Below are 21,362 nucleotides of genomic sequence, written 5' to 3'. Positions count from 1 at the left end.
GTCAGAGGTACTTTGTGATGGTTTTGAAACCTTCCGCGTCCGGGTCTTTGGTTGCGGTCGTTGGTGACAGGCAGTGATCAATATGATCGTGGATCAAAGTCCGCTTGGCGTTGGTAATCGCCTTTTCAACCGCAAAAAGTTGCTGTGCGATGTTGGTGCAGGGCTCTTGATCTTCGAGCATGGATATTACCCGGGCCAGATGCCCGTGTGCCCGTTTCAGACGCGCGTGGATCTGCGGGTGCGATTCGTGTTTGTGCTGTGTCATGCAATAACCCTATCCCCCCCATGGGGATGAGGTCAACGTAACCTGCGGGTCCCTGCCGCACTGTCATGGATAGCGTTGAGTTTAGAGACCAAACCTCCTATCTCGGGGGCGATACCGGACAAAGGACAAGCCCCGTGGCAAACCATCTTTACAAAAACGACCTGCCGGACGGGTTCGATATGGGCCCTGTTGTGGCCATTGACTGCGAGACTATGGGGCTAAACCCGCATCGAGACCGGCTGTGCGTGATCCAGATGTCGGGCGGCGACGGAGACAGCCATATTGTTCAGGTCGAAATAGGCCAGACCGAGGCCCCGAACCTTTGTTCGATGCTGGAAAACCCTGACGTGCTAAAGCTTTTCCACTTTGGCCGTTTCGACATTGCTGCGATGTACCACGCATTTGGCGCGTTGGCCGCTCCGGTCTATTGTACCAAAATCGCCAGTCGGCTGGTGCGCACCTATACGGATCGACACGGGCTGAAGAACCTGTGTCAGGAGTTGATCGGTGTCGATATCTCAAAACAGCAGCAGATGAGCGACTGGGGGGCTGAGACTCTGACAAATGCGCAGCTGGATTATGCGGCCTCGGACGTACTGTACCTGCATCAACTGCGCGAGGCGTTGGACGGGCGCTTGGCCCGCGAAGGCCGCACCGAAATGGCGCAGGCCTGTTTTGACTTCCTGCCGATGCGTGCGAAACTGGACCTCGCCGGTTGGCCCGAAACGGATATTTTTGCGCACTCATGACCGATACCGAAGCATTCCTGAGAACCGCACGTCAGGTCATCACCGACGAGGCCCGCGCGCTGGACGTGCTTGGCGAAAGCCTGAATGAAGATTTTGCCGAAGCCGTGCAGAAGATCCTGCAGGCTCCGGGCCGCATCATCATCAGCGGTATCGGCAAATCGGGTCATATTGGCCACAAGATTGCCGCCACGCTGGCCAGCACTGGCACGCCGGCCTATTTCGTACACCCTGCCGAGGCGAGCCACGGTGACTTGGGCATGGTGTCGAAGGGAGATGTGGTTCTTGCGATTTCCAATTCGGGCGAAGCGCCGGAGCTGGTCAATCTGCTGGCCTTTACCCGCCGCTTTGGCATTCCCTTGATTGGTTTGTCCAGTAAACCGGAAAGCACGCTGATGAAACAGGCGGATGTGCATCTGTTGATCCCGTCGCTGGGCGAAGCTTGCGGTTTTGGCATGGTGCCCTCGATTTCAACCACTTTGACGTTGGCGATGGGCGACGCCTTGGCCATTGCGTTGATGAAGTACCGTGATTTCAAGCCCGAGGACTTCCGCGCCTTCCACCCTGGCGGCAAGCTGGGGGCGCAGCTTTCAACCGTGCGGGATTTGATGCACGCTGATCTGCCAGTTGTGTCTGAGGGCACCCCCATGAGCGAGGCGCTGCTGGTCATGAGCCAGAAAAGCTTTGGCGTTGTCGGTGTGTCGGATGAGACGGGCCGCCTGATTGGCATCGTGACTGACGGCGACTTGCGCCGAAACATGGACGGCCTTCTGGACAAGACCACCAAAGAGGTCATGACCACCAATCCGCTGACCATTTCCCCGAACGCAATGGCGGAAGAGGCGGTGGCGATCATGAACGACCGCAAGATCACTTCGCTGTTCGTGGTCAACCCCGAGACACAAGGCCCAGCCGAGGGGCTGTTGCATATTCACGACTGCCTGCGCGTCGGATTGGGCTAAGCGGAGGGTAGTGCGGTGGACGGACACTCACGCAGGGTACAGTTCTTCAAGGTGGTGCTGCCGTTGGTGGCTATCGCTATGCTGTCGACTGTGTTCCTGCTGTCGCGCAGCATCGAAACCAATGTGTCCGTGCCCTTCAACCAGCAGGATATCGATGAACGTTTGGCGGATCAGGTGGTGACGCAGCCCAATTACCAAGGAACGACCCGCAAAGGCGAAGACGTTCAGATCGAGGCAAGCCGGGCAACGCAGGGTACTGAGGGCGAAGCGCCAACAGCGGCCGAATTTCGGGGCCGCTTTGGCCTGCTGAATGGCGGCGTAATCACTTTGGATTCCAATTCTGGCATGATCCGTCCGGACAAGAATACGGCTACCTTTGTCGGGGATGTGGTTATAACAACAACGGACGGCATCATCGTCACAACGGATCTGTTGAACACCGCGCTGGACGAAATTCAGGGCGACACGCCCGGTCAGGTCGACGGAACCGGTATTATTGGTGATTTTACTGCGGGCAGAATGACATTTGGGACTGAAAAAAAAGATGGACCGGTCCATATTATTTTTACAGATGGCGTGAAGTTGGTGTATGAGCCTCAAAAAGCAGAAAGATAACCTGTGTTCTATTTTCGATTAGCCCTTGTAAGCGCTGCTCTGGTAACTGGTGCGATCTCTGCGACAGCGCAGGAAACTCAGGTTGCTTTCGGTTCGGCTAATGCCGACCCAAGCCTGCCGGTCGAGGTGACCTCGGAAAAGCTGAACGTAAATCAGGAAGACGGCTCGGCCGAGTTTCTGGGCAACGTGATCGTCATTCAGGGCGAAATGCGTCTGACGGCGGAACGCGTGCTAGTTATTTATAACGAAGACCGTTCAGGCATCGAACGGATGGAAGCGACCGAGGATGTGATTCTGGTCAGCCCTCCGGATGCGGCCGAAGGCGACTGGGCGGAATACACCATCGATTCAGGTGAGATCGTCATGAAGGGCAACGTTCTGCTGTTGCAGGGGCCAAGCACGATCAGCGGCGACCAGATGAACGCCAACCTGACCACTGGCAAAGCGACGATGACCGGCAACGTGAAGACCATCCTGCAGCAGGGGGCCAACTGATGGCTCAGCCAAACCTGACGGTAGCCGAAGGCACCTCTGGCCTGAAAATCGAAAAGCTTCGCAAGTCTTACCGAAAAAAGACAGTGATCCGCGACGTTTCCATGACCTTGGGCCGATCCGAGGTGGTTGCACTTTTGGGCCCGAACGGGTCAGGCAAGACCACCACATTCTATTCGGTCGCAGGCCTTGTGTTTCCTGAGGCGGGCACTGTTACGATTGACGGTCAGGTTGTCACAACGCTGCCTATGTATCGCCGCGCACGTCTTGGGATCGGATATCTGCCGCAAGAGATGTCGATTTTCCGTGGCATGAGTGTCGAGGACAACATCGCCGCCGTTCTGGATATCACCGTCAACCACGCCCACCGCCGAAAAGAGCGGCTGGAAGAGCTGTTGTCCGACTTCTCGATCGAACACCTGCGCCGCGCACCCGCGCTGGCCCTGTCGGGCGGTGAACGCCGCCGGGTCGAGATCGCGCGTTGTTTGGCAGCAGATCCGAAATATCTGTTGTTGGATGAACCCTTTGCGGGGGTCGACCCGATCAGCGTCGGGGATATCCGCCACCTGGTTGCGGACCTGAAAAAGCGTGGAATCGGCGTGTTGATCACCGATCACAACGTGCGCGAAACTCTAGAGATCGTGGATCGTGCCTACATCCTGCATGACGGTCAGGTCCTGATGTCCGGCACACCCGATGAAGTGGTCGAAAATGAAAACGTGCGCCGGGTTTACTTGGGCGAAAACTTCCGTATTTCATGAGCTTGCACAGATTTTCGCCGGGCGCATAGCGGAAATCTCGTATATACACGCCTGTTTTGATTGACTCTCCCGCCGTCTCTTGCCTCAATTGGACTATGGCATTTCTTCGGTTCCCGACTGGATCACGACGCCCCTTCCTCGAAGGGGGGCCGGTGCGGTTACCGCAGGATTTGCCGATGTCCCCCACCCGATAAAAACAAGCGCGTCGCATTACGTGACGTCAGAAATGGGTGTGAATTGTGAAGGAGATTACATGCGTTACCAAATCAGCGGAAAACAGATCGACATCGGTGGGGCCCTGCAGACTCATGTGCAGACCGAACTGGGCGAGGTCGTAGGCAAATATGCCCAACGTCCGACAGATGCCAACGTCGTCTTTTCCCGTTCAGCGCATGAATATGTATGCGAAACCACAGTGCATCTTTCCACTGGTCTGACCGCTCAGGCCAAGGCACACGCAACCGAGATTTACGCGGCGTTTGAGGGATGCTGCGACAAGATGGAAACGCAACTGCGCCGTTATAAGCGCCGACTGAAAGACCACCACAAGGATCGGTCAGAGCCTGTTGAACTCTTCGGAGCGTCGTCTTATATCCTCGCCTCTGACGAATCGGAGACGGCTGACGAGCCCGATACTCTGCAGCCCATGATCGTGGCTGAGATGGAAACCAAGATCCCATCGCTGAGTGTTGGAGAGGCGGTCATGCAGATGGAACTTGCCGGTGCGCCGGTGCTTGTGTTCCGAAACGAAAACAAGGACGGATTGAATGTCGTGTACCGTCGCGAGGACGGTAACATCGGCTGGATTGATCCGTAACAGGCAAGACTAGCAAGGCACGCCCCTGCAATTGCAGGGGCCCCGCCGTGGAGCGTGATGATGGAGCTTTCGAGCATATTAAAGCCCGAAGCAGTACGTGTGTTGTCCGCCGCTTCTAGTAAGAAGCGGTTGTTTCAGGAAATTGGTGATGTTGCCGCCGGGACTTTGCACCTGGATGCGCAGACTGTCGTCGATTGCCTGCTGGAGCGCGAAAGTCTGGGGCCGACCGGGGTTGGGCATGGTGTCGCCTTGCCGCACGCTCGGCTGACAGATCTGGACAGTGTCTCGGGTGTGTTTGTAATGCTCGAAAAACCGATTGATTTTGGATCGGTCGACCGGCAGCCGGTGGACATCGCGTTTGCACTGTTTGCGCCGGAAGAGGCGGGTGTCGATCACCTTAAGGCGCTTGCGCTGGTGTCGCGTACACTGCGCGACACGTCTGTTTGTACAAAGCTGCGGGCCAACCCTGATCCGGTCAAGCTCTACGCAATTCTGACCGAAGCGCAGTCCATGCAGGCCGCCTGACCTAGCTGAAATAAAAAAGCCCCCGAAAGCCGGGGGCTTTTACCTTCGAGGCGGCTTTTGGTTACCCACCTGCTCCCATTTCCAGCGTCCACCAGATTTTCCCGCCACTTTCCTGATGCCAGGAAAAGCCCATTTGTGAGGCTTTCGGGTCCATGATCACGGCTCGGGGGCCAGGTTCCTGCATCCAGGCGGCCAAGGTTTCGGTTTCGGTCTCATAGGTTTCCGAGATCGCCTCACCCAGGAAGGTTCCGTAGTAACCGACGCGTTGCGCGCGATCTATGGGCGACGATCCGTCCGAACCGAAGTGCCATGGGCGGTTCTGACGCGCCATGTCCTTAGAGTGGGTCGCGGCCGCGGCATTCAGCTGCGAGTTCAGCTGCACCGCCTGCAAACCCTGAGCTTGGCGCAGGGCGTTTACCGAATCCAGCATACGGAACTGGAGCTTTTCGGGGTTGCCGCGGATTTTGTAGACCGACGGCAGTGGACGGCCATCCGATCCGTAAGTTGGGGTGCTGCTTGGGGTACATGCAGCCAGCGCAACAAAGCAAAGAAACAGTAATGTGATAATACGCGTCATGATCGACCTGATTATTGTGTCGACATACGGCATAGCGCGCCATGCAGCCTTCGGCAAACCTGCAATGGCTGATTCTTGCATGTTTCTGCCGGTTTGATTTGCGATTGACGCATTCTGGCAATAAAATAGGTGAAAATTTCAGGACAACTTTCGCAAAGGACCGGTCACTATGGTCAAGAAACCCATTCATTCATCTAGCCGCCGAGCATTTCTGGCCGGTGCTTCGGCCTTGTTGGCAACGCCGGCGATTGCCCAGTACGTTCCTGGTGACCCACTGCGCCCAGCCCCCGAGGCCGAGCCAGACGTGCGTCGCAATGTCTCGGGGTTCCGCGCCCTGGATTGGCAGCCTTATTTCTCGAATACGAGAAATGGGGCCATTCTGGTCGATACGGTGTCCCGAGCGCTGCATTATTGGTCAGATGATCAATCTGTATACAAACTCTACCCCTCATCCGTTCCGCTGACCGAAGAATTGACCCGCCGGGGCCGCACCAGCGTCATCCGCAAAGTTGAGGGCCCCAGTTGGTCACCGACACCTTCTATGAAGAAACGAAATCCCGAATGGCCGGATCACATTCCGCCGGGCCCTGATAACCCATTGGGAACACATGCTTTGTACCTGAGTTGGAAATACTACCGGATTCACGGAACGCATGACACGCGCAAAATTGGTCGTCGGTCGTCGAACGGATGCATCGGCCTGTTCAACGAAGATATCGCTGAGCTGTTCTCGATGGCGAAGGTCGGCACGCAAGTGTTGCTTATTTGACGACATTTTCGCGTACGAACCCGCTTGTGGCTCAAGTTGCAATTGCATTCCAGCCATATAGCTGATTAGAAAAAAACCACGAGGTAAGTCTTAGGTGTGCGGATCCGATTGATGGAGCCGTGCAAACTCTGGAGGTTAATATGAAAAAACTCGTTCTCGCCGCTGCATTGACTGCTGCTGCTTCGACCGCTTATGCCGGTAACCTGGAAGAGCCGGTTGTTGAAGCACCGGTTGTTGTAGAGGAAACTCAGGGTTCGTCGCAGGGTATCATCCTGCCGCTGATCCTGCTGGTCGTAGTTGCCGCAGCTGTTGCAGCAAGCTAATTTGACGAGCTAAATCTAGAGAAAAGGCGGTGGAGCGATCCACCGCCTTTTTTCATTTCTTGATGATGGGAAACGGTCAGTCGAGCCAGCCCTTAAGATTGTCTTCGATTACCTTGCCCAGTGCGCCAATGTGCGAGTCATCGTCATTGAGGCAGGGGATATAGGTAAAGGTCTGACCGCCGGCCTCTTCAAAGCTTTCCTTGATCTCTTCGTTGATCTCTTCCAGCGTCTCGATGCAATCGGCGGAAAACGCGGGCGCTATAACGGCGATGTTCTTCTTTCCCTGCCGCGCCAAATCAGCCACGTGATCCACGGTATAGGGTTTCAGCCATTCCTCGGGACCGAATCGCGATTGGAAGGTTGAGACCAGCTGATCGTCCGACCAGCCCAGCCGTTCCTTCAGCAATCGGCTCGTTTTCGCGCATTGGCAATGATAGGGGTCGCCCTGCTGCAAATAGCGCTCTGGCATGCCGTGATAGGAACAGACCAGGACATCCGGTTTGGTCTCCAGCGCCGCATAGGCTTTTTCCACTGACCCGGCCAAAGCGTCGATATAAGTAGGCTCGCCGAAATAGGCGGGAACGGTACGTGAGGCGGGTTGCCAGGCTTCGTCCATCAACGCGCGGAAGAACTGATCATTGGCTGTTGCCGTCGTCGCGCCAGCGTATTGCGGGTAAAGCGGGAAGAACAGGATGCGGTCGCAGCCCGCGGCAACCATCTCACGCACTTTGGATTTGGTAGAAGGGTTGCCGTAGCGCATACAGAAATCGACCATCACCTGATCGCCATATCGTTCCCGCATTGCGTCGCGCAGCTTGGCTGTCTGATCCTTGGTGATCGTCATAAGCGGGCTTTCGCCCTTGTCGTGATTCCAGATCGACTTGTAGGCCTCGCCCGAACTGAACGGGCGCTTGGACAGGATGATGCCTTGCAGAATCGGCTGCCATTTCCATTTGGGATAGTCGATTACGCGCTGATCCGACAAAAACTCGTTCAGGTACCGGCGCATCGGCCAATAGCTGTAGTCATCCGGCGTACCGAGATTGGCCAGCAGAATGCCGACGCGGCCCATTTTGACCTTGGGGTGGTCTGCGGGGGCATGATCGGGGCGAGTGGCGTCAAACATCTGATGCTTCCTGAGATTTCTCTATACTAGCCTGAGATAACCGGAAAAGCCCGGTCGTCAATTGGACAGTTTACCTTCTTTTGTACCCAGCGCATCCGCAAGCCGCGCTTTGGCCGATCCGGGGCGTAACGGTTTTTGCTGGCTGTCATCAGGCGACCAGCCTGTCAGGCATATCAATTCATAGGTGGCGGCCAACCGCCCCGCGGGTGTTGAGAAGTTGTCGGCATAAACCTGCTGCGCGCGGGTAAAGACCTGTCGCTTGGTGGGTTGTTTCATGCGCCCGGACAGGCTGTTGGTCTCACCCATGGCGCGCAGATCATGCATCAGGTGCTGCATGTCGCGGTATTCCGCCGTCAGGCGCGCGGTGTCGGCGACCGGCAGCGCAAACCCCGCCCGTTGCAGCAACCCGCCAAGATCGCGCAGTTCGGCCATCGGGACGATACGGGGGCTGAGGCCTCCGGTCACTTCGATTTCGGCCTGTCCCAATGCGGCGCGCAATTCGTGCAGGGTTTCTCCGCCCAGACACACGACCAACAGCAACCCGTCGGGGCGCAGGGCACGGCGACATTGGATCAGTTGCCCGACGGGATCATTGGCCCAATGCAGCGCCATGGCGTGGATGACCAAATCATGCGCGCTGGGGGTCAGGGCCAGAACCTCATCATCCGCAACGATCCGCGTCCCGGGTAGCACGTCCTGCCAGATATGCGCAAACGGCGTCACGATCGCCGGGGCCGTAAAGGTTTTGTTAACCATGGAGAGCCGATCCTGCACTTCGTCCACAGCGGCACGATGCAGGAACAGGGCCTCATCCTTCGCGCGGGCGCGGTGCCGGGTAAGGACCTGGCGATCAAACAAAGAGGGTGTATTGGACTCAGGCAGTTTCATAGGGCGCAATTATCGCATGTGGCACCGGATTCAAACCGCTGTCGCGCTGATCTATCCGCCGCGCTGTCTGGGATGCGGGGAACTGACCGAATCGGATTTCGGGCTGTGTGGGTCATGTTGGCGCGAGACGCCCTTTATCGGTGGAGTTGTTTGCGAAAGCTGCGGGGTGCCGTTACCGGGGGTTGCAGACGGTCACCGGATTGAGTGCGACGATTGCTTGGCTGTGCCGCGCCTCTGGCAAGATGGGCGTTCGGCCCTTTTGTACGATGGCAAAGCGCGGTCGCTGGTGCTGGCCTTGAAACACGGTGACAGGCCCGAACTGGCGCGCCCCGCCGCACGCTGGCTAGCGCGGGCCGGGCAAGAGCTGTTCCGGGAAGGCATGCTGCTTGCACCGGTGCCTTTGCACTGGTCCCGGTTGTTGAAACGCCGGTACAACCAGTCCGCCCTACTGGCACAGCACCTTGGGAAAGAGGCAGGGCTTGAGGTGTGCCCGGACCTTTTGCTTCGCCACCGAAAGACGCCTGTTCTGGATGGCAAAACAGCCACCGAGAGGGCGGAAGTCCTTGAACACGCGATCATCGCCCATCCAAAGCGACAAGACCAAATGCAAGGGCGCAATATCCTGCTGGTGGATGATGTGATGACCTCCGGCGCGACACTGGCGGCTTGCGCGCGTGTCTGCCGTGCATCCGGAGCAAATCATATTTCCGTGTTGACCCTAGCGCGCGTTGCCAAGGATGCCCAATTCGCCCAAGATTATGCGAAACGCGAAGGTACGGAATATGAAACCGGTAGAAATCTACACCTCGCCGCTGTGCGGTTTTTGTCACGCGGCCAAGCGGCTGCTGAAGCAGAAGGGCGTCGAGTTCCAGGAAGTGGACGTTCTGATGCACCCCAAGCGCAAGCCCGAGATGATCCAGCGCGCCGGTGGCAAACGAACCGTGCCACAGATCTTTATCGGTGCGCAGCACGTGGGCGGCTGTGACGAACTGTATGAGTTGGAGCGTCAGGGCAAGCTGGATCGCCTGCTCGCGGCCTGATGAAGACCGCGCTGCTGCAAATCACCTCGTCGGATGATCCGGCCGAAAATCTGGACAGGGCGCGCGCCATGATGGCCGAGGCTGCGGAACAAGGCGCGCGGTTAATCCTGACGCCCGAGGTGACGAATTGCGTGTCCACCAGCACCACGCGGCAGCGCGAAGTCTTGCAGCACGAAGAAGATGACCAATCGCTGGCCGGCCTGCGGGATAAGGCCGCTGCGCTGGGTGTCTGGCTGCTGATCGGGTCTTTGGCGATCAAAACCCATGATGCAGACGGTCGGTTTGCCAACCGGTCCTTCATGATCGACCCGCAGGGGCAGATCGTGGCGCGGTACGACAAGATACACATGTTCGACGTGCAGGTCACCGAAACCGAGACCTTCCGCGAATCCAAAAATTACCGCCCCGGCGACAAGGCGGTGATTGCCGACACCGATTTTGGCAAGGTTGGCATGACCGTTTGCTATGACGTCCGGTTTCCGGCGCTCTATTCGGCGTTGGCGCAGGCAGGTGCGCGTATCCTGACGGTTCCGGCCGCGTTTTCGCCGGTCACAGGCGCGGCCCATTGGGAATCGTTGCTGCGCGCCCGGGCGATTGAGACCGGCTGTTGGGTTCTTGCCCCCGCACAAACTGGCGAACACCCTAAAACCCGCGGCAAGACGCGCTATACCTATGGCCACAGCATGGTTGTCGCCCCCTGGGGCGAGGTCGTCATCGACGCAGGGACCGATCCGGGCATTCACATTTTCGATATGCATGATAGTTCTGTGTCTGAGGCGCGCCGTCGCGTGCCCTCGTTGACTCACGTCCGTCGCTTTGATGGACCCTGATCCAGAACCGGACCATGACTGACGAACACAATGCCCTTGCGGTCACGCTGTTCAGCGAAATCCTGACCGCAGACCAGCTGTTGCGTAATCGGCTTAGCCGGGTGCTGCCCAAGGGTATGGAGATTTCGCATTTCTCGGTGCTCAACCACCTGGTCTTTGTCGGGAACGAGCGTAGCCCGGCACAATTGGCCGATACGTTCCACGTCACGCGTGGTGCGATGACCAACACGTTGGCCAAGCTGGAATGGGCCGGGTACATCCATATCCGCCCCGACTGGGACGATGCCCGCCGCAAGATGGTTGCGATCAGCCCCGCAGGTCGCCGCGCAAGGGATCAGGCGATTACGTCGATTGCCCCGCTGATCAACCGTGTGGTCGGAGAGCTTGGGTTGGAACGGGTCCGCAACACCTTGCCCGTGCTACGGGATTTGCGGTTGCAGTTGGAGGGGGAGTAGGGCTTGGAAGCGGTGCCGCGTCAGGCAATAGAATTCAACCGATTGGCAATGCTTTACGAAAGAGCGGGTTTAATCGATCTGCCCGGCAGGAATTCGAGGATGAGCAATAATGCCGTGGATTTTGCATGAGAGTATTTCAGACCAAGAAGATGTGACGTGGGCGTTGCGGAATCCATCGACCGGCGCTGACAGGACGACGCCTAAGATTTACATGCCGACAGTGGAAATTTCCGAAGGCGAATACCCTTTGGATTTTCAACAAACCTCATCGCACACAGAGCTAACGGATTTCATGAGAGGAGGAAGTCTGGGTGTTGTGCTTGTCAGCCAAGCGTTCCGGGACTTGATCGAAGAAATGGATCCGGGGCACAGCCTTTACTATCCAGTTGTTCTGCATTGCAATGATGGGCGGATTATCAAGGACAAGTATTTTCTTCATAAGTTCTCAGACTTTGTCGACGGCGGCGTCATAGTTGACGAGTCTGACGTTCAGCCCGTTATGCGTAAAGGCAAAGTTGGGTTTTACAGTAGCTCGGCCTTGCCCAAGTTGATTTGGCGCAGTGACAAAATCAAGGATCGCCACGTATTCGCGGACAGATATTTGCGTCGCCGTTTCTGTATTTCCGATGCGTTCTTAGAGGCGGCTGAAGACAAAGGCTTCAAGGGTTTCCAGAAAATCGAGTCCTTTATCCACTACGTTTCTTAACAAGCGTAGGATGGGCGCTTGCACCCATCCTACCTCAGCTTAACGCTCGCCGTCACATAATTCACGCTTAAGTCCCGGTCCGAGATCGACCAGCTCCACAGGATCGGGTTGAACACGAACCCTTTGCGATCCACCGGTTCTAGTCCAGCCCGACGCAGCAGGTCGAACAGCTCATCGGGGGTGATAAACTTGGTCCACTCATGCGTGCCGCGTGGCAGCCAGCGCATGACGACTTCGGCCCCAAAGATGGCCATCGCATAGGATTTTGGATTGCGATTGATGGTCGAGCAGATCAGCAAGCCGCCCGGCTTCAGCAATTGCTGCGATGCGGTCAGGAAACCTGCAGGATCGGCCACATGCTCGACCACTTCCATGTTCAGCACCACGTCGAACTGTTCGCCTGCAGCGGCCATGTCCTCGGCGGTGGTGTGGCGGTAGTCGATGTCCAGCCTGGATTGTTCCGCATGGATGCGCGCGACGGGCAGGTTGCCTTCGGCGGCATCCGCTCCGACCACTTCGGCCCCAAGGCGGGCCATCGGTTCGCTCAGCAACCCGCCGCCGCAGCCGATATCCAGCAAACGCAGGCCCTCGAACGGCTTTGGCGACTTCAAATCGCGATCGAATTCGCCCGCGATCTGCTGTGTGATATAATCCAGCCGACAGGGGTTGAGCATGTGCAGTGGTTTGAATTTTCCATGCGGATCCCACCATTCTGCGGCCATCGCTTCGAATTTTGCGATCTCAGAAGGGTCAACCGTGTTCGGATGCGCTTGCATTCCTGTCTCCGTATGCTCTTTTACGCTTAAGGACTATATAGGGCCATAATGGACAAGTACCCGGACCAAAAGCGCGCAGTTCAATATCTGTACCCGCCGATCGATCCTTTCGATCAGCGTACGGTCGATGTGGGCGACGGACACCGTATCTATATGGAACAATGCGGCAATCCCAACGGCATTCCGGTGGTGATTCTGCACGGAGGCCCGGGCGGTGGCTGCAGCCCCGCGATGCGGCGCTATTTTGATCCGGACGTTTACCGGGTGATTCTGTTTGATCAGCGCGGATGCGGACGGTCACGCCCGCATGCCTCGGTCACGGACAACACCACTTGGCATCTGGTGGACGATATCGAACGTCTGAGAACCCTGCTGGATATCGACGACTGGATTGTCTTTGGCGGCAGCTGGGGGGCAACGCTTGCGCTGGTCTATGCGCAGTCCCATCCGGATCGGGTCAATCGCCTGGTGCTGCGCGGTGTGTTCCTTGCGACGCAGGCCGAGCTGGACTGGTTTTATGGTGGTGGCGCGGGCAAATTTTGGCCCGAGCAATGGGCGAAGTTCACCGCTCTGCTGTCGGAAAGTGAACTAAGCGACACGATCGGCGCATATAACAAACGCCTGTTCTCGGGTGATCGCGCGACCGAGATTCTGTATGCGCGCGCCTGGTCCAGTTGGGAAAACGCGCTGGCTTCGATCCATTCGCATGGCGCAACTGGGGAAAGCCCGGGGGAATACGCGCGCGCCTTTGCGCGGCTTGAGAATCACTATTTCATCAACCGGGCGTTCCTTGAACAGGACGGGCAGATTCTGGACCAGATGGACAGAATCGCACATATCCCCGGCCATATCGTGCAGGGTCGGTATGACATGATCTGTCCGCCTCAGGCCGCGTGGAACCTTGCCCAGCTGTGGCCCAATGCCGAGCTGAAGATGGTGCGCCAGGCCGGGCATGCGCTGTCCGAACCCGGAATTAGCGCGGAATTGGTTCGCATCATGGACCGCGTGGCGGAGGGCGCAGTATGACCCGCATCGACCGTCGTGCTCTGTTTGCTTCCGGTGCTGCTGCCGCTCTGCTTGCGGCGACCGGTGCGTCTTTAGCCGATACGCCCAAAGTGGGTGGTACGCTGCGCCTTGCCGTGCCCCGCGATGACAGTTTGGAGCAGGTTGCCCGTGGGGCCGTGTTCGACACCCTGACCGAGATTGCACCCGACGGAACCCTGCGCGGAGAGCTTGCGACCGGTTGGCAAACTGATTCCCAAGCCCGCATCTGGAGCTTTGATCTGCGCGAGAACGCTCGTTTTCACGATGGCGCGGTCCTTGATGTAAGGGATGTGATGGCGGTTCTGGGCGATGTCGGGCAGGTCGACGCCTTGTCAGATAATCGCGTGCGTCTGGAGTTGGCTCAGGCCAACCCGGGTCTACCCTTCCTTTTGGCCGACAGCAGGTTCGTCATTTCGCGCAACGGGCAAGGTGTCACGCCCTTGCAGGCGGCGAACGGCACCGGATGCTACCGAGTTGAACGGGCGGAGGATGATCGTCATTTCCTTGGGCGCCGTGTGGCGGGCCACTACAAGGATGGATTGGCTGGCTGGGCCGAAACCCTGGAAGTTATCGTGATTCCCGACGCTCGCGTGCGTACCGAGGCACTGCGAGACGGATTTGTGGATATCGCGGCACTGCCGCAGGGCGAAGGGTTCAGCCCGCACCGCGGATTGCGCTTTTTTCCAAGCGAATCCGATATGGCGCTGGCTGTTGCAGGGCATGTCGGCATGCCCCGTCAGATCGGAACGGATCGCCCCCTGGACGACGGCCGCATTGCCGAGCGTTGGTGGTTGATTTAAACGCCGAAAATTCGCCTGACTTCTACTTTGTGCATAATTTTGCTATTGTACGCGCTGTATTAGCTTAATTGTTTCGAAAGTGGGAGAATTCCCATGAGGGTTGAAGGTTTAAAGAATATATCAATCTCTATTTTGTCCGTAGCATTGGCGGTTGTTGCGGTGTTTGCCTTGAAATCAGGTAAAGACGTTACCGTAAAAGTCAGCAAAAACGGAACGATAGAGCTGGATGCCCGCGAAGGGCAGTCTCTGACTCAGTTGCTGGACAAGGGTTTTGAGGCCGTAGAGGCGAGCCCCGAAGATAGTGCAGAGACGACAGCGCGGAAACTGTCCGATATGCGGGCTCTGACCCGTACGCTGAAGTCGCATGGTTACTATGCGTTGAACGATTCGGATCTGGTTCACGAGATTAGAGGGCTGGAAAAGGAGGATCCCCTGTCGGCCGGGCTGCGCGACGTTCTGTATGATCTGGAAGGTCCGTTTTCGCTGCCCGGAACATTGCGTGGGGCGGATTCACGGATGTGGCAGGCGATCGCTGATCTGTACGAGGGTATAAAGTCCGAACCACGTGGTGACAGCCAGCTATTTGCGACGCTTTACACCAACTTCATTCAGCAAGAGACCGTGTTCAGCCCCTTCAAGCACGAGGTAACGGCCGAGGGCGTGTTGTTGCATGACGCAAATGGGACCGAAAAACCGATGGTGTACACTTGCCCCGACAGTTTTTTGAAACCGGGGATTACCGTCCTGATCAAACCGACCGGGGGGTCATCCAATATCATGCGTCAGTTCACGGTGCGGCAAGATCCTGTTTTTCATGCCTGCGCCGCGCGGACACCGTTCGAGTTTTTGTCGGGTTCGGAAATGAAGCTGGGGCTGAACCGGGTGGCCTTTGATCAACTCTTCCCACCGCGGACGGCGAGTGCCGAGCAGTTTCAGGGCAGGGGCACTCTTTCGGTGATTATTTACCCGCGCAACACGCAGCCTGCGCTTTTTGCATCTTCAGCGGAATAGGAGCATTCAATGAAAAAATTTGCTGTTCTGGCTGCCACTATTGCACTTGCGACCTTCGCTCTGTCAGGCGTGGCACATGCCCAGGGACGTCAATGCCTGTTTGACGGCGAGGTCTACGAAGACGGGGACCGCGTTGGTCCTTACCTTTGTGAAAATGGCGAGTGGATTCTGTCAGACTGATATTGTGATTGCCCATCCTGGCGCTTGGGCTTGCAATCTTGCAGTCGCTTGGCTATATGGCCGTTAACAGCGGCGTGTCGGGCTTCGGTCCGGGGCTCCACCGGAAAAGATCGACGGGCCGCGCGCCCGTTTTTTTGTGCCCGACTGACAGGGTAGAGTACCAGATGACAAATGACCTGATAGCCAAAGCAGCCATCGACCGGCGACTGGCCGAGATCATCACCCCCGTGATCGAGGATCTGGGGTATGAACTTGTGCGTATCCGCCTGATGAGCGGCAAACAGACCACGCTGCAGATCATGGCTGACAAGCCAGATGGCGGTATCGAAGTGGATGATTGCGCAGAAATCTCGAACGCGGTCAGCGCCACGTTGGATGTCGAGGATCCGATCCTTGACGCCTATGCGCTGGAAGTGTCCAGCCCCGGCATCGACCGCCCCCTGACCCGTCTTAAGGATTTTGAGGCGTTCGAAGGATATGAGGCCAAGATCGAAACCGCCGAACTGATCGACGGACGCCGCCGTTTTAAGGGTGAGCTGGCCGGGATCGAGGGCGATGAGGTCTTGATCAATCTCGCCGAGGGGGACGAGACGATCACCATCGGACTGCAATTCGACTGGCTAAGCGATGCCAAGCTGGTCCTGACCGATGACCTGATCAAGGAAATGCTGCGCCAGCGCAAAGACGCCGGTGCCCTGAACGAAAACGCTTTCGACGAGATTGAGACCGAAGGGTCCGAAGAGGAGACGAACTGATGGCAATCACCTCAGCCAACCAGCTGGAGCTGCTGCAGACCGCCGAGGCCGTGGCCCGCGAAAAGATGATCGACCCCGGTCTGGTTGTCGAAGCGATGGAAGAATCGCTCGCCCGTGCCGCCAAGAGCCGTTACGGCGCCGAGATGGACATCCGCGTCAGCATCGATCGCAAGACCGGCAAAGCGACATTCACCCGCGTTCGCACCGTGGTCGAGGATGAAGAGCTGGAAAACTATCAGGCCGAGATGACCGTCGAGCAGGCCAAACAATATATGGAAACGCCTTCGGTTGGTGATGTCTTCGTTGAAGAAGTGCCGCCGGTTGAAATGGGCCGTATCGCGGCACAATCCGCAAAGCAGGTGATCCTGCAGAAGGTCCGCGAAGCCGAGCGTGACCGTCAGTACGAAGATTTCAAGGATCGTGCAGGCACTATCATCAACGGTGCGGTCAAGCGCGAAGAGTTTGGCAATGTCATCGTGGATCTGGGCGGTGCCGAGGCCGTTCTGCGTCGCAACGACAAGATCGGTCGCGAAAGCTATCGTCCGAATGACCGTGTGCGTGCCTATATCAAGGAAGTGCGCCGCGAAGTTCGTGGCCACCAGATCTTCCTGTCGCGCACCGCGCCGGAATTCATGGCTGAGCTGTTCAAGATGGAAGTGCCGGAAATTTATGACGGCATCATCGAGGTCAAAGCTGTTGCCCGTGACCCCGGTTCGCGTGCCAAGATCGCCGTGATTTCCTATGACGGTTCGATCGATCCTGTTGGTGCTTGCGTTGGTATGCGCGGCAGCCGCGTGCAGGCCGTTGTAAACGAGCTGCAGGGTGAAAAGATCGACATCATCCCGTGGAACGAAGATCAACCGACCTTCCTGGTGAACGCGCTGCAGCCTGCTGAGGTTTCCAAGGTGGTTCTGGATGAAGAAGCCGGAAAAATCGAGGTTGTGGTTCCCGAGGAACAGCTTTCGCTGGCCATCGGTCGCCGCGGTCAGAACGTGCGTCTGGCCAGCCAGCTGACCAATCTGGATATCGACATCATGACCGAGGCCGAAGAATCGGCGCGTCGTCAGAAAGAATTCGAAGCCCGCACCCAGCTGTTCATGGACAGCCTGGATCTGGATGAGTTCTTTGCCCAGTTGCTGGTATCCGAAGGCTTCACCAACCTCGAAGAGGTAGCCTATGTGGAAATCGAAGAACTGCTGGTGATCGACGGTGTTGACGAAGGTACCGCGCAAGAGCTGCAAACACGGGCGCGCGAATATCTGGAAGCACAGGCCAAGGCTGCGTTGGAAAGTGCCCGCGCGTTGGGTGCCGAAGACAGTCTTATTGAATTCGAAGGCCTGACACCCCAGATGGTTGAAGCGCTGGCCAAGGACGATGTGAAGAATCTGGAAGACTTCGCCACCTGCGCTGACTGGGAACTGGCCGGTGGTTGGACCACGGTCGACGGCCAGCGAATCAAAGATGACGGTGTTCTGGAACCTTTCGGTGTAACGCTGGAAGAGGCGCAGGATCTGGTCATGACCGCTCGGATCATGCTGGGCTGGGTCGATCCTGCTGAGTTGGAGCAGGCCGAAGAAGAAGTTACCGAAGAGGAGGCCGAGGCCTGATCTCAGGCTTCGGGTGGCGCAAATGGGTCGCGGTGGCGTCCATAAGGATCGGTCCGAAGGACCTGAACGCAAGTGCATCGCCACGGGCGAGGTTCAACCTAAATATGGGTTAATCCGCTTTGTGACGGGGCCGGATGGTCAGGTCTTTCCGGATGTCGCGGCAAAACTGCCGGGACGTGGCGTCTATGTCGCGGCGGATCGCAGCGCGCTGGACAAGGCCGTGGGCAAAAAGCTGTTTGCACGTGGTTTCAAGGCGCAAGTCAGTGTGCCCAACGATCTCGCGGATGAAGTTGAGCGTCAGATTGCGCGCCGTGTGATCGAGTTGGTGAGCCTTGCGCGCAAATCCGGTGATGCGATCGCCGGTTACGAAAAGGTCAAGACGTGGCTGGACCGGGAAGAGGCCCAGGTACTGATACAAGCCTCTGATGGATCAGGGCGCGGCAAGTCGAAACTGAGCACGCCGCACTTCGGAACATACATCGGCTGGCTGACGGCGGACGAGCTGGGACAGGCATTTGGGCGCCAAACCGTGATTCATGCGGCGCTCGCCTCTGGCGGACTCGCCAAACGTGTTGTAGAGGAAGCGCAGCGCCTGCGTGGCTTGCGCGAAACGGATGACGGCGGCAGGGGCCGCGCGGAAGGGTAAGAAGCTTTATGAGCGATAATGACGGCAAAAAGACATTGGGTCTTCGTGGCGGGGCACGCCCCGGAAATGTGAAACAAAGTTTCAGCCACGGACGTACCAAGAATGTCGTGGTGGAGACCAAACGCAAGCGCGTGGTGGTTCCCAAGCCGGGTGCCGGCAAGCCGGGTGGCGGAGCAACGCCCTCGGGTGATCCGTCGCGCCGCCCTGCCGGGATTTCCGATGCGGAGATGGCCCGCCGGATGAAGGCGCTGCAGGCCGCGAAGGCCCGCGAGGTCGAAGAGGCCGCCGCCCGCGAGGCAGCTGAAAAAGCGCGTGAAGAAGAACGCGCCCGTCGTCGTGCGGAGCAAGAGGCTAAGGAACGCGAACAGCGTGAGGCCGAAGAACGTGCACGTGCCAAGGCCGAAGAAGAAGATCGCAAGCGCAAAGAGGCTGAAATTGCGGCCCAACGCGCTGCCGCTCCGGCTGCTCCGGCAGAGCCCAAGGCGGCTGCTCCGCGCAGCCCGGCGAACAAGCCAGCACCGGCTGCAACGCCGCGGAAAAACGATCGCGAGCGTGAACAGCGCGGCAATCGTGGCAAAGGCCGTGATGACAACCGCCGGTCCGGCAAGCTGACACTGGGTCAGGCCACGGGCGGCGAAGGTAATCGACACCGCTCTATGGCGGCGATGAAGCGCAAGCAGGAGCGGGCGCGTCAGAAAGCCATGGGTGGTACGGTCGAGCGCGAAAAGGTAATCCGCGACGTACAGCTGCCCGAGGCGATCACGGTGTCAGAGCTGGCCAACCGTATGGCCGAGCGTGTGGCAGACGTTGTCAAATCGCTGATGAACATGGGCATGATGGTCACGCAGAACCAGACCATTGATGCCGATACCGCTGAACTGATCATCGAAGAATTCGGTCACAAAGTGACCCGTGTCTCTGATTCGGATGTCGAGGACGTCATCAAAGAGGTCGAAGACGACGACAAAGATCTGAAATCGCGCCCACCGGTCATCACCATCATGGGTCACGTTGACCACGGCAAAACATCGCTTCTGGATGCGATCCGCGATGCGCGGGTTGTGGCAGGCGAAGCGGGTGGCATCACCCAGCACATCGGTGCCTATCAGGTGACAACCGATAGCGGCACCACGCTGTCTTTCCTGGATACGCCCGGTCACGCGGCCTTTACCTCGATGCGCTCGCGCGGTGCTCAGGTCACCGATATCGTGGTTCTGGTTGTTGCCGCCGATGACGCGGTGATGCCGCAGACCATCGAAGCGATCAACCACGCGAAAGCGGCCGGAGTGCCGATGATCGTGGCGATCAACAAGGTCGACAAGCCGGGCGCGAACCCGGACAAGGTGCGCACCGACCTGCTGCAGCACGAAGTCATCGTCGAGAAAATGTCGGGTGAAGTTCAGGACGTGGAAGTCTCTGCCATCACCGGTCAGGGTCTGGATGAGCTGCTGGAAGCCATCGCGCTGCAATCCGAGATTCTTGAGCTGAAAGCCAACCCGAATCGCGCCGCCCAGGGTGCCGTGATCGAGGCGCAGCTGGACGTGGGTCGCGGCCCCGTCGCCACTGTTCTGGTTCAGAACGGCACGCTGCGTCAGGGCGATATCTTCGTCGTGGGTGAGCAATACGGTAAAGTCCGTGCGCTGATCAACGACAAGGGTGAACGCGTCAAGGAAGCTGGCCCCTCGGTTCCTGTCGAGGTTCTGGGTCTAAACGGCACGCCTGAGGCTGGCGACGTTCTGAACGTGACCGAGACCGAAGCACAGGCCCGCGAGATCGCGGAATACCGCGAACAGGCCGCCAAGGACAAACGTGCCGCCGCTGGCGCCGCAACGACCCTTGAGCAGCTGATGCAGAAGGCCAAGGAAGACGAGAACGTCAACGAACTGCCAATTCTGATGAAAGCAGACGTTCAGGGCTCGGCTGAGGCCATCGTTCAGGCGATGGATAAGATCGGCAACGACGAGGTACGCGTGCGCGTGCTGCACTCGGGCGTAGGTGCGATTACCGAAACCGATGTCGGCCTTGCCGAAGCATCCGGTGCGCCGATCCTGGGCTTCAACGTGCGTGCCAATGCGTCGGCGCGGAACACCGCGAACCAGAAGGGCGTGGAAATCCGCTACTACTCGGTAATCTATGACCTTGTGGACGACGTGAAAGCCGCCGCATCCGGCCTGCTGAGCGCCGAGATTCGCGAAAAGTTCATCGGTTACGCCGAGATCCGCGAAGTCTTCAAGGTTACAGGCGTCGGCAAGGTTGCTGGCTGTCTGGTCACCGAAGGCGTGGCGCGTCGTTCCGCAGGTGTCCGCCTGCTGCGCGACAACGTGGTGATCCACGAAGGCACGCTGAAGACGCTCAAACGCTTCAAGGACGAAGTGGCCGAGGTCCAGTCGGGTCAGGAATGCGGTATGGCGTTCGAGAATTACGACGATATCCGTGCAGGCGACGTGATCGAAATCTTCGAACGCGAAGAGGTCACCCGGACGCTGGATTGATCCGGTAGTACAGTAAAACAGAAAACAGCGGCTCACTCGGGTCGCTGTTTTATTTTTGTGAATGATTGCAAGCCTTTGATTGTGCGTTTGAGATTCTCTGAATCCAGTCAGTACGGTGCGTTTTACAATCCTGCCCTAATTATGAGATGAGTCT

Annotated in this window: 26 protein-coding genes and 1 pseudogene; 22 read left to right on the top strand and 5 right to left on the bottom strand. The window is 57.8% G+C overall.

Annotation, left to right across the window (positions count from 1 at the left end; genetic code table 11):
• Position 1: 1 nt before the first annotated feature.
• A complete protein-coding gene (locus RUA4292_RS04600) occupies positions 2–265 on the bottom strand; it encodes a metal-sensing transcriptional repressor (RefSeq protein WP_058276528.1) in 264 nt (87 codons plus the stop codon).
• A 134-nt stretch (positions 266–399) separates the two neighbouring features.
• Between RUA4292_RS04600 and RUA4292_RS04595 the strand changes: the two genes are divergently transcribed.
• The 7 genes from RUA4292_RS04595 (at position 400) to RUA4292_RS04565 (ending at position 5,183) form a co-directional block, all read left to right on the top strand.
• On the top strand, positions 400–1,014 hold the full coding sequence (locus RUA4292_RS04595; RefSeq protein ID WP_058276527.1) for a ribonuclease D: 615 nt from the start codon (positions 400–402) through the stop codon (positions 1,012–1,014).
• Positions 1,011–1,973 carry a KpsF/GutQ family sugar-phosphate isomerase gene (locus RUA4292_RS04590; protein WP_058276526.1) on the top strand — a complete coding sequence of 321 codons (963 nt, stop codon included), beginning with the start codon at positions 1,011–1,013 and terminating at the stop codon, positions 1,971–1,973. Before RUA4292_RS04595 ends, RUA4292_RS04590 begins: the two co-directional genes overlap by 4 nt.
• Positions 1,974–1,988: 15 nt before the next feature.
• Positions 1,989–2,588 carry an LPS export ABC transporter periplasmic protein LptC gene (gene lptC / locus RUA4292_RS04585; RefSeq protein WP_058276525.1) on the top strand — a complete coding sequence of 200 codons (600 nt, stop codon included), beginning with the start codon at positions 1,989–1,991 and terminating at the stop codon, positions 2,586–2,588.
• Positions 2,589–2,591: 3 nt separating this feature from the next.
• Positions 2,592–3,083, top strand: coding sequence for an LptA/OstA family protein (locus RUA4292_RS04580; RefSeq protein WP_058272997.1), 492 nt, complete (start codon positions 2,592–2,594; stop codon positions 3,081–3,083).
• Entirely contained in the window at positions 3,083–3,841 is a 759-nt protein-coding gene (lptB, locus tag RUA4292_RS04575) for an LPS export ABC transporter ATP-binding protein (RefSeq protein WP_058276524.1), read from the top strand. The genes RUA4292_RS04580 and lptB overlap by 1 nt, the downstream gene beginning before the upstream one ends.
• Positions 3,842–4,094: 253 nt before the next feature.
• Positions 4,095–4,658 carry a ribosome hibernation-promoting factor, HPF/YfiA family gene (gene hpf / locus RUA4292_RS04570; RefSeq protein ID WP_058276523.1) on the top strand — a complete coding sequence of 188 codons (564 nt, stop codon included), beginning with the start codon at positions 4,095–4,097 and terminating at the stop codon, positions 4,656–4,658.
• A 60-nt stretch (positions 4,659–4,718) separates the two neighbouring features.
• A complete protein-coding gene (locus RUA4292_RS04565) occupies positions 4,719–5,183 on the top strand; it encodes a PTS sugar transporter subunit IIA (protein WP_058273066.1) in 465 nt (154 codons plus the stop codon).
• A gap of 61 nt (positions 5,184–5,244) precedes the next feature.
• Here the strand turns inward: RUA4292_RS04565 and dalA are convergent, their stop codons facing one another.
• A complete protein-coding gene (dalA, locus tag RUA4292_RS04560; protein WP_058276578.1) occupies positions 5,245–5,760 on the bottom strand; it encodes a divisome-associated lipoprotein DalA in 516 nt (171 codons plus the stop codon).
• Between the two features lie 169 nt (positions 5,761–5,929).
• Here dalA and RUA4292_RS04555 point away from each other — a divergent pair, with 169 nt between their 5' ends.
• Together RUA4292_RS04555 and RUA4292_RS04550 are read left to right on the top strand one after the other, a co-directional pair.
• Positions 5,930–6,529 (top strand): L,D-transpeptidase, encoded by a 600-nt coding sequence (locus RUA4292_RS04555; protein WP_058276522.1) that lies wholly within the window; start codon positions 5,930–5,932, stop codon positions 6,527–6,529.
• Between the two features lie 140 nt (positions 6,530–6,669).
• Positions 6,670–6,852 (top strand): hypothetical protein, encoded by a 183-nt coding sequence (locus RUA4292_RS04550; RefSeq protein ID WP_010442520.1) that lies wholly within the window; start codon positions 6,670–6,672, stop codon positions 6,850–6,852.
• Between the two features lie 76 nt (positions 6,853–6,928).
• Here RUA4292_RS04550 and hemH read toward each other — a convergent pair whose 3' ends face one another.
• Together hemH and RUA4292_RS04540 are read right to left on the bottom strand one after the other, a co-directional pair.
• Positions 6,929–7,978 (bottom strand): ferrochelatase, encoded by a 1,050-nt coding sequence (gene hemH / locus RUA4292_RS04545; protein WP_058276521.1) that lies wholly within the window; start codon positions 7,976–7,978, stop codon positions 6,929–6,931.
• 57 nt (positions 7,979–8,035) lie between these two features.
• The gene (locus RUA4292_RS04540; protein WP_058276520.1) at positions 8,036–8,866 is read right to left on the bottom strand and encodes a methyltransferase domain-containing protein; all 831 of its coding nucleotides are present in this window, start codon (positions 8,864–8,866) and stop codon (positions 8,036–8,038) included.
• 16 nt (positions 8,867–8,882) lie between these two features.
• Between RUA4292_RS04540 and RUA4292_RS04535 the strand changes: the two are divergent.
• The 5 genes and pseudogenes from RUA4292_RS04535 to RUA4292_RS04520 all read left to right on the top strand — a co-directional run.
• Positions 8,883–9,605 (top strand): annotated as a pseudogene (locus RUA4292_RS04535) (ComF family protein); the annotation flags it as partial.
• 43 nt (positions 9,606–9,648) lie between these two features.
• Complete coding sequence (gene grxC / locus RUA4292_RS23870) at positions 9,649–9,906, top strand: glutaredoxin 3 (protein WP_082636999.1); 258 nt, start codon at positions 9,649–9,651, stop codon at positions 9,904–9,906.
• Positions 9,906–10,736, top strand: a complete 831-nt coding sequence (locus RUA4292_RS04530) for a carbon-nitrogen hydrolase family protein (protein ID WP_058276519.1) — start codon at positions 9,906–9,908, stop codon at positions 10,734–10,736. Before grxC ends, RUA4292_RS04530 begins: the two co-directional genes overlap by 1 nt.
• A 14-nt stretch (positions 10,737–10,750) precedes the next feature.
• Positions 10,751–11,191: a MarR family winged helix-turn-helix transcriptional regulator gene (locus RUA4292_RS04525; protein WP_058276518.1), complete on the top strand. Its 441-nt coding sequence runs from the start codon at positions 10,751–10,753 to the stop codon at positions 11,189–11,191.
• Positions 11,192–11,411: 220 nt separating this feature from the next.
• Positions 11,412–11,897 carry an imm11 family protein gene (locus tag RUA4292_RS04520; protein WP_158506955.1) on the top strand — a complete coding sequence of 162 codons (486 nt, stop codon included), beginning with the start codon at positions 11,412–11,414 and terminating at the stop codon, positions 11,895–11,897.
• Positions 11,898–11,926: 29 nt separating this feature from the next.
• Here RUA4292_RS04520 and ubiG read toward each other — a convergent pair whose 3' ends face one another.
• Positions 11,927–12,673: a bifunctional 2-polyprenyl-6-hydroxyphenol methylase/3-demethylubiquinol 3-O-methyltransferase UbiG gene (ubiG, locus tag RUA4292_RS04515; protein ID WP_058276516.1), complete on the bottom strand. Its 747-nt coding sequence runs from the start codon at positions 12,671–12,673 to the stop codon at positions 11,927–11,929.
• A gap of 48 nt (positions 12,674–12,721) precedes the next feature.
• Here ubiG and pip point away from each other — a divergent pair, with 48 nt between their 5' ends.
• From pip to infB, 8 genes are all read left to right on the top strand, one after another.
• The gene (gene pip / locus RUA4292_RS04510; RefSeq protein ID WP_058276515.1) at positions 12,722–13,699 is read left to right on the top strand and encodes a prolyl aminopeptidase; all 978 of its coding nucleotides are present in this window, start codon (positions 12,722–12,724) and stop codon (positions 13,697–13,699) included.
• Entirely contained in the window at positions 13,696–14,517 is an 822-nt protein-coding gene (locus RUA4292_RS04505; RefSeq protein ID WP_058276514.1) for an ABC transporter substrate-binding protein, read from the top strand. Before pip ends, RUA4292_RS04505 begins: the two co-directional genes overlap by 4 nt.
• Positions 14,518–14,610: 93 nt before the next feature.
• A complete protein-coding gene (locus RUA4292_RS04500; RefSeq protein WP_058276513.1) occupies positions 14,611–15,528 on the top strand; it encodes a hypothetical protein in 918 nt (305 codons plus the stop codon).
• A 9-nt stretch (positions 15,529–15,537) separates the two neighbouring features.
• Positions 15,538–15,708 (top strand): hypothetical protein, encoded by a 171-nt coding sequence (locus RUA4292_RS24710; RefSeq protein WP_158506953.1) that lies wholly within the window; start codon positions 15,538–15,540, stop codon positions 15,706–15,708.
• A 164-nt stretch (positions 15,709–15,872) separates the two neighbouring features.
• On the top strand, positions 15,873–16,463 hold the full coding sequence (rimP, locus tag RUA4292_RS04495) for a ribosome maturation factor RimP (RefSeq protein WP_058276577.1): 591 nt from the start codon (positions 15,873–15,875) through the stop codon (positions 16,461–16,463).
• A complete protein-coding gene (nusA, locus tag RUA4292_RS04490; protein WP_058276512.1) occupies positions 16,463–18,070 on the top strand; it encodes a transcription termination factor NusA in 1,608 nt (535 codons plus the stop codon). The genes rimP and nusA overlap by 1 nt, the downstream gene beginning before the upstream one ends.
• Before the next feature lie 22 nt (positions 18,071–18,092).
• The gene (locus RUA4292_RS04485; protein WP_058272981.1) at positions 18,093–18,716 is read left to right on the top strand and encodes an RNA-binding protein; all 624 of its coding nucleotides are present in this window, start codon (positions 18,093–18,095) and stop codon (positions 18,714–18,716) included.
• Positions 18,717–18,724: 8 nt separating this feature from the next.
• On the top strand, positions 18,725–21,208 hold the full coding sequence (gene infB, locus RUA4292_RS04480) for a translation initiation factor IF-2 (protein ID WP_058276511.1): 2,484 nt from the start codon (positions 18,725–18,727) through the stop codon (positions 21,206–21,208).
• Positions 21,209–21,362 lie beyond the last annotated feature (154 nt).

This window comes from Ruegeria atlantica, from assembly GCF_001458195.1.
Classification (GTDB): Bacteria; Pseudomonadota; Alphaproteobacteria; order Rhodobacterales; family Rhodobacteraceae; genus Ruegeria; species Ruegeria atlantica.
The sequence above is the reverse complement of the archived record's forward strand: the minus strand, read 5'-3'. Positions and strand labels throughout refer to the sequence as shown.

What these genes read in the sequence shown, in the direction of transcription:
- dalA (WP_058276578.1), bottom strand. Translation starts at nt 5,760, where the DNA reads ATGACGCGTATTATCACATTACTGTTTCTTTGCTTTGTTGCGCTGGCT.
- lptB (WP_058276524.1), top strand. Translation starts at nt 3,083, where the DNA reads ATGGCTCAGCCAAACCTGACGGTAGCCGAAGGCACCTCTGGCCTGAAA.
- RUA4292_RS24710 (WP_158506953.1), top strand. Translation starts at nt 15,538, where the DNA reads ATGAAAAAATTTGCTGTTCTGGCTGCCACTATTGCACTTGCGACCTTC.
- RUA4292_RS04555 (WP_058276522.1), top strand. Translation starts at nt 5,930, where the DNA reads ATGGTCAAGAAACCCATTCATTCATCTAGCCGCCGAGCATTTCTGGCC.
- RUA4292_RS04550 (WP_010442520.1), top strand. Translation starts at nt 6,670, where the DNA reads ATGAAAAAACTCGTTCTCGCCGCTGCATTGACTGCTGCTGCTTCGACC.
- RUA4292_RS04530 (WP_058276519.1), top strand. Translation starts at nt 9,906, where the DNA reads ATGAAGACCGCGCTGCTGCAAATCACCTCGTCGGATGATCCGGCCGAA.
- RUA4292_RS04540 (WP_058276520.1), bottom strand. Translation starts at nt 8,866, where the DNA reads ATGAAACTGCCTGAGTCCAATACACCCTCTTTGTTTGATCGCCAGGTC.
- pip (WP_058276515.1), top strand. Translation starts at nt 12,722, where the DNA reads ATGGACAAGTACCCGGACCAAAAGCGCGCAGTTCAATATCTGTACCCG.
- hpf (WP_058276523.1), top strand. Translation starts at nt 4,095, where the DNA reads ATGCGTTACCAAATCAGCGGAAAACAGATCGACATCGGTGGGGCCCTG.
- ubiG (WP_058276516.1), bottom strand. Translation starts at nt 12,673, where the DNA reads ATGCAAGCGCATCCGAACACGGTTGACCCTTCTGAGATCGCAAAATTC.
- hemH (WP_058276521.1), bottom strand. Translation starts at nt 7,978, where the DNA reads ATGTTTGACGCCACTCGCCCCGATCATGCCCCCGCAGACCACCCCAAG.
- infB (WP_058276511.1), top strand. Translation starts at nt 18,725, where the DNA reads ATGAGCGATAATGACGGCAAAAAGACATTGGGTCTTCGTGGCGGGGCA.
- RUA4292_RS04505 (WP_058276514.1), top strand. Translation starts at nt 13,696, where the DNA reads ATGACCCGCATCGACCGTCGTGCTCTGTTTGCTTCCGGTGCTGCTGCC.
- RUA4292_RS04525 (WP_058276518.1), top strand. Translation starts at nt 10,751, where the DNA reads ATGACTGACGAACACAATGCCCTTGCGGTCACGCTGTTCAGCGAAATC.
- RUA4292_RS04500 (WP_058276513.1), top strand. Translation starts at nt 14,611, where the DNA reads ATGAGGGTTGAAGGTTTAAAGAATATATCAATCTCTATTTTGTCCGTA.
- RUA4292_RS04590 (WP_058276526.1), top strand. Translation starts at nt 1,011, where the DNA reads ATGACCGATACCGAAGCATTCCTGAGAACCGCACGTCAGGTCATCACC.
- nusA (WP_058276512.1), top strand. Translation starts at nt 16,463, where the DNA reads ATGGCAATCACCTCAGCCAACCAGCTGGAGCTGCTGCAGACCGCCGAG.
- grxC (WP_082636999.1), top strand. Translation starts at nt 9,649, where the DNA reads ATGAAACCGGTAGAAATCTACACCTCGCCGCTGTGCGGTTTTTGTCAC.
- RUA4292_RS04485 (WP_058272981.1), top strand. Translation starts at nt 18,093, where the DNA reads ATGGGTCGCGGTGGCGTCCATAAGGATCGGTCCGAAGGACCTGAACGC.
- RUA4292_RS04600 (WP_058276528.1), bottom strand. Translation starts at nt 265, where the DNA reads ATGACACAGCACAAACACGAATCGCACCCGCAGATCCACGCGCGTCTG.
- rimP (WP_058276577.1), top strand. Translation starts at nt 15,873, where the DNA reads ATGACAAATGACCTGATAGCCAAAGCAGCCATCGACCGGCGACTGGCC.
- RUA4292_RS04565 (WP_058273066.1), top strand. Translation starts at nt 4,719, where the DNA reads ATGGAGCTTTCGAGCATATTAAAGCCCGAAGCAGTACGTGTGTTGTCC.